Annotated in this window: 1 protein-coding gene and 1 pseudogene; both read right to left on the bottom strand. The window is 67.0% G+C overall.

Annotated elements, in window-relative coordinates; genetic code table 11:
* A partial coding sequence (locus B2W70_RS16705) for a TolC family protein (RefSeq protein ID WP_286747382.1) occupies window positions 1–907 on the bottom strand: 907 nt, incomplete at its 3' end.
* A pseudogene (locus B2W70_RS16700) lies at window positions 900–4,035 on the bottom strand (efflux RND transporter permease subunit). The pseudogene B2W70_RS16700 and the gene B2W70_RS16705, both read right to left, overlap by 8 nt.
* Window positions 4,036–4,094 lie beyond the last annotated feature (59 nt).

Here is a 4,094-nt window from a genome sequence, read left to right as displayed (position 1 = left end):
CCGGTGGGGCGCTCGCAGCAGCCTTGGCCAGCGACTCAGGCGCGGGTGGCAACCACTCGGCGGGCACCGGCTTGCCCACCAGCACGGCCAGCGATTGCTGGTCCTGCGCGAGCAGGCGTTGGGCCTGGGCACGGGCCACGCGAGCGGCTTCAACCTGGGACTGCGAAGAGCGCAGGTCCAGCTCGTTGAGCACACCGTTGTCGTACTTGAGCTGGGAAAGCTTGAGCGCGTCCTGGCGGGTCTGCAGCGTCTGCTCGGCCAGCGCCAGCTGCCAGCGGTCGGCCCACACGGTGTAGTAGGCGTTGGCCACGGCGGCCACCAGGCTGATGTGCGCGGCGCGGCGGGCTTCTTCGGATGCCAGCACCTGGGCCGAAGCGGCTTCGGTCAGCGAGCGCACGCGGCCGAACAGGTCGATCTCGAACGAGGGGATGACCAGCCCACCGGTGACCTGCGTGCCCAATGCATAGGGAGGCGCGGCCGAGGGCTGTCGGGTGCCGCTGATGCTGGCGTTGACATTGGGCACGCGGTCGGCGGCCTGGATCTGGTAGGCCGCACGCTGCGCCTCGATGGTCAGGATGGCCACACGCAGGTCGCGGTTGTGGGCCAGGGCCTCGCAGATCAGCGACTGCAGGCGCGGGTCAGGGAAGTACTCGCGCCAGGGCACGGCGGCGATGTCGACGGCTGGGGCTTGCACCAAGGCACCCGGGGCGTTCGTTGCCTGAGAGGCTGCAGCAGCCTGCGGCAAGGCAGCCGGGACCGGCAGCTCGGGCCGCTGGTAGGTGGGCGCCAGAGAGCAACCCGCCAGCGCCAGCACGGCGGCGGCGCTGATCAGGCGACGAACCGGCAGGCGATCGACAAACAAAGCAACAGAAGCGGTGGGCGCCACGGGCACCAAGGACTCAGGCATGGTTGGACTCCAGGTCAGCGGCGTCTTTCGACACAGGCTTGCCAGGGAAAAATCGACGGATGACCACGAAGAATACCGGCACGAAGAGCACGGCCAGCACCGTAGCGGAAATCATGCCGCTCATCACGCCGGTGCCGATGGCGCGCTGCGCGGCCGAGCCGGCGCCGTTGGCCAGCACCAGGGGCAGCACGCCCAGGATGAAGGCCAGCGAGGTCATGATGATCGGGCGGAAACGCAGGTGGCAGGCCTGCAGCGTGGCCTCGAACAAGTCCATGCCCTTTTCCTGGAGCTCTTTGGCGAACTCGATGATCAGGATGGCGTTCTTGGCCGACAGGCCCATCACCGTGATCAGGCCCACCTTGAAGTAGACGTCGTTGGGCATGGCGCCCATCAGCGCCCCGACCAGCGCCCCGAAGATGCCCAGCGGCACCACCAGCAGCACGGCCATCGGGATGGACCAGCTCTCATACAGCGCAGCCAGGCACAGGAACACGGCCAGCAGCGAGAAGGCCAGCAGCATCGTGGCCTGCGAGCCCGAGAGCTTTTCTTCACGCGACAGGCCCGTCCACTCGATGCCGATGCCCGGTGGCAGCTGCTGCGCGATCTTCTCGATCTCGGCCATGGCCTGGCCGGTGGAGTAACCCGCCGCCGCGTCACCCGAGATGCGCATGGCCGGGTAGCCGTTGTAGCGCACCGCCTGCATCTGGCCCTTGATCCAGCGCGTGCTGGCGAAGGCCGACAGGGGCACGCTCTGGCCGCTGCCGTTGACCACGTTGATCTGCAGGATCTGCTCGGGCTGCATGCGGTCCTTCGCATCGGCCTGCACCACCACGCGCTGCATGCGCCCGGCGTTGGGGAAGTCGTTGACGTAGGCCGAGCCGAGGGACGAACCCAGCGCGGTGCTGATGGCGTCAAAGCCCACGCCCAGCGCTGCGGCCTTGTCGCGGTCGATGTCGACCTGCAGCTGCGGCGCGTCTTCCAGGCCATCGGGTCGCACACCGGTGAGCACTGGGTTCTTCATGGCCATGCCCAGCACCTGGTTGCGCGCGGCCAGCAGGGCATCTGGCCCCAGGCCGGCGCGGTCCTGGATGCGCACGGCAAAGCCCGTGGCATTGCCCAGCTCGCGGATGGCAGGCGGGTTCAGCGGGAAGATGAAGGCATCACGGATGCCGGCCAGGCCAGCGAAAGCACGCCCCACCAGGGCTTGCGCCGAGTTCTCTTCACCCGGGCGCTCATGCCAGTCCTTCAAGGTGACGAAGCCCAAGGCCGCGTTCTGGCCGGTGCCCGAGAAGCTGAAACCGACCACGCCGACGATGGACTGCACTTGCGGCTGCTTGAGGAACCAGTCTTCGACCTGCTTGACGACCTGCTCGGTGCGGTTGTTCGTGGCCCCCGGCGGCAGCTGGATGTTGACGATCAGGTTGCCCTGGTCTTCGCTGGGCAGGAAGGATGAAGGCATGCGCACGTACAACCAGCCCACCACGGCGATGAGGGCCACGTAAATCAGCAGCACACGGCCACCGCGGTGCACCAGCTTGCCGGCCCAGCTTTCGTAGCCGTGCGTGGTCGACTTGAAGAAGCGGTTGAACCAGCCGAAGAAGCCGCGCTTTTCATGGTGGTCATCGGCCACGGGCTTGAGCAGCGTGGCGCACAAGGCGGGCGTGAGCGACAGCGCCAGGAAGGCCGAGAACAGCATCGAGGCCACCATCGACAGCGAGAACTGCCGGTAGATGTTGCCCACCGAGCCCGAGAAAAAGGCCATCGGGATGAAAACCGAGACCAGCACGACCGTGATGCCCACGATGGCGCCGCTGATCTGGCCCATGGCCTTGCGCGTGGCCTCCAGAGGGCTCAGCCCCTCTTCCACCATGATGCGCTCGACGTTCTCGACCACCACGATGGCGTCGTCCACCAGGATGCCGATGGCCAGCACCATGCCGAACATCGTCAGCACGTTGATCGAAAAGCCCATCACCGACATCACCCCGAAGGTGCCCAGCAGCGCCACGGGCACCACCAGCGTCGGGATCAGCGTGTAGCGGATGTTCTGCAGGAACAGGTACATCACCAGGAACACCAGCACCACGGCTTCGATGAGGGTGTGCACCACCTGCTCGATCGAGATGGCGATGAAGCCCGAGGTGTCGTAGGGCACGGAGTAGTCCACGCCCGAGGGGAAGTAGCGACGCAACTCGTCGAGCCGCTTGCGCACGGCTTCGGCGGTGGCCAGGGCATTGCCGGAGGGCGACAGCTGCAGGCCGATGCCCACCGATTGTTTGCCGTTCAGGCGCGCATAGGTGCCGTAGGTCTGGGCGCCGAGCTCGATGCGGGCAACGTCCTTGAGGCGCACCGTGGCACCGTCGGCCTTGGCGCGCAGCACGATGTTGCCGAACTGCTCGACCTTGGTGAACTGCCCACTGACCACGACCGTGGCCGACATGGTCTGGTCGATCAGGTTGGGGCGCTCACCGATGCCGCCAGCGGGCACCAGCGCGTTCTGTGCGCGGATGGCAGCGTTGACGTCGGCGACGCTCAGGCCGAAGGACACCAGCTTGGCCGGGTCCACCCAGATGCGCATGGCGNNGCTCGGTGCCGAACAGCTGCGCCTGGCCGATACCGGGCACGCGCTGCATCTCGGGCACGACGTTGCGCGAGGCGTAATCGCCCAGCGCAATGGGGTCGTAGGCCGGGTTGGTCGACGACAGCATCACGAACATCAGGAAGTTGCTGCGCGATTTGTCGACCTTCACGCCCTGCTGCGTCACCGCCGAGGGCAGACGTGGCGTGGCGCGCGAGAGGCGGTTCTGCACCTCGACCTGGGCCAGGTCGATGTTGGTGCCGGTCTCGAAGGTGACGGTGATCTGCGCCGTGCCGTTGGCCTGGCTGACCGACTCCATGTAGGCCAGGCCAGGCGCGCCGTTGAGCTCCTGCTCGATCACGCTGACGACGGAATCATCCAGCGTGCGGGCCGAAGCGCCCGGGTAAGTGGCGCTGATGACCACGGCAGGCGGGGCCACGTTGGGGTACTGCGCGATCGGCAGCTGCGTGATCGCCACGCCGCCGAAAACGAGGATGAACAGCGCGATCACCCACGCGAAGATGGGGCGCTCGATGAAAAAACGTGCCATGCGGGGCCCCCTTTCAGCGAGAGGCGGCCGGGGCGGGAGACGGCGCAGCAGAAGCCGAG

Source organism: Aquabacterium sp. UBA2148, assembly GCF_002328915.1.
GTDB lineage: Bacteria > Pseudomonadota > Gammaproteobacteria > Burkholderiales > Burkholderiaceae_C > Aquabacterium > Aquabacterium parvum.
Note: the sequence above shows the minus strand (reverse complement) of the source record. Positions and strands in the feature narration are given on the sequence as shown.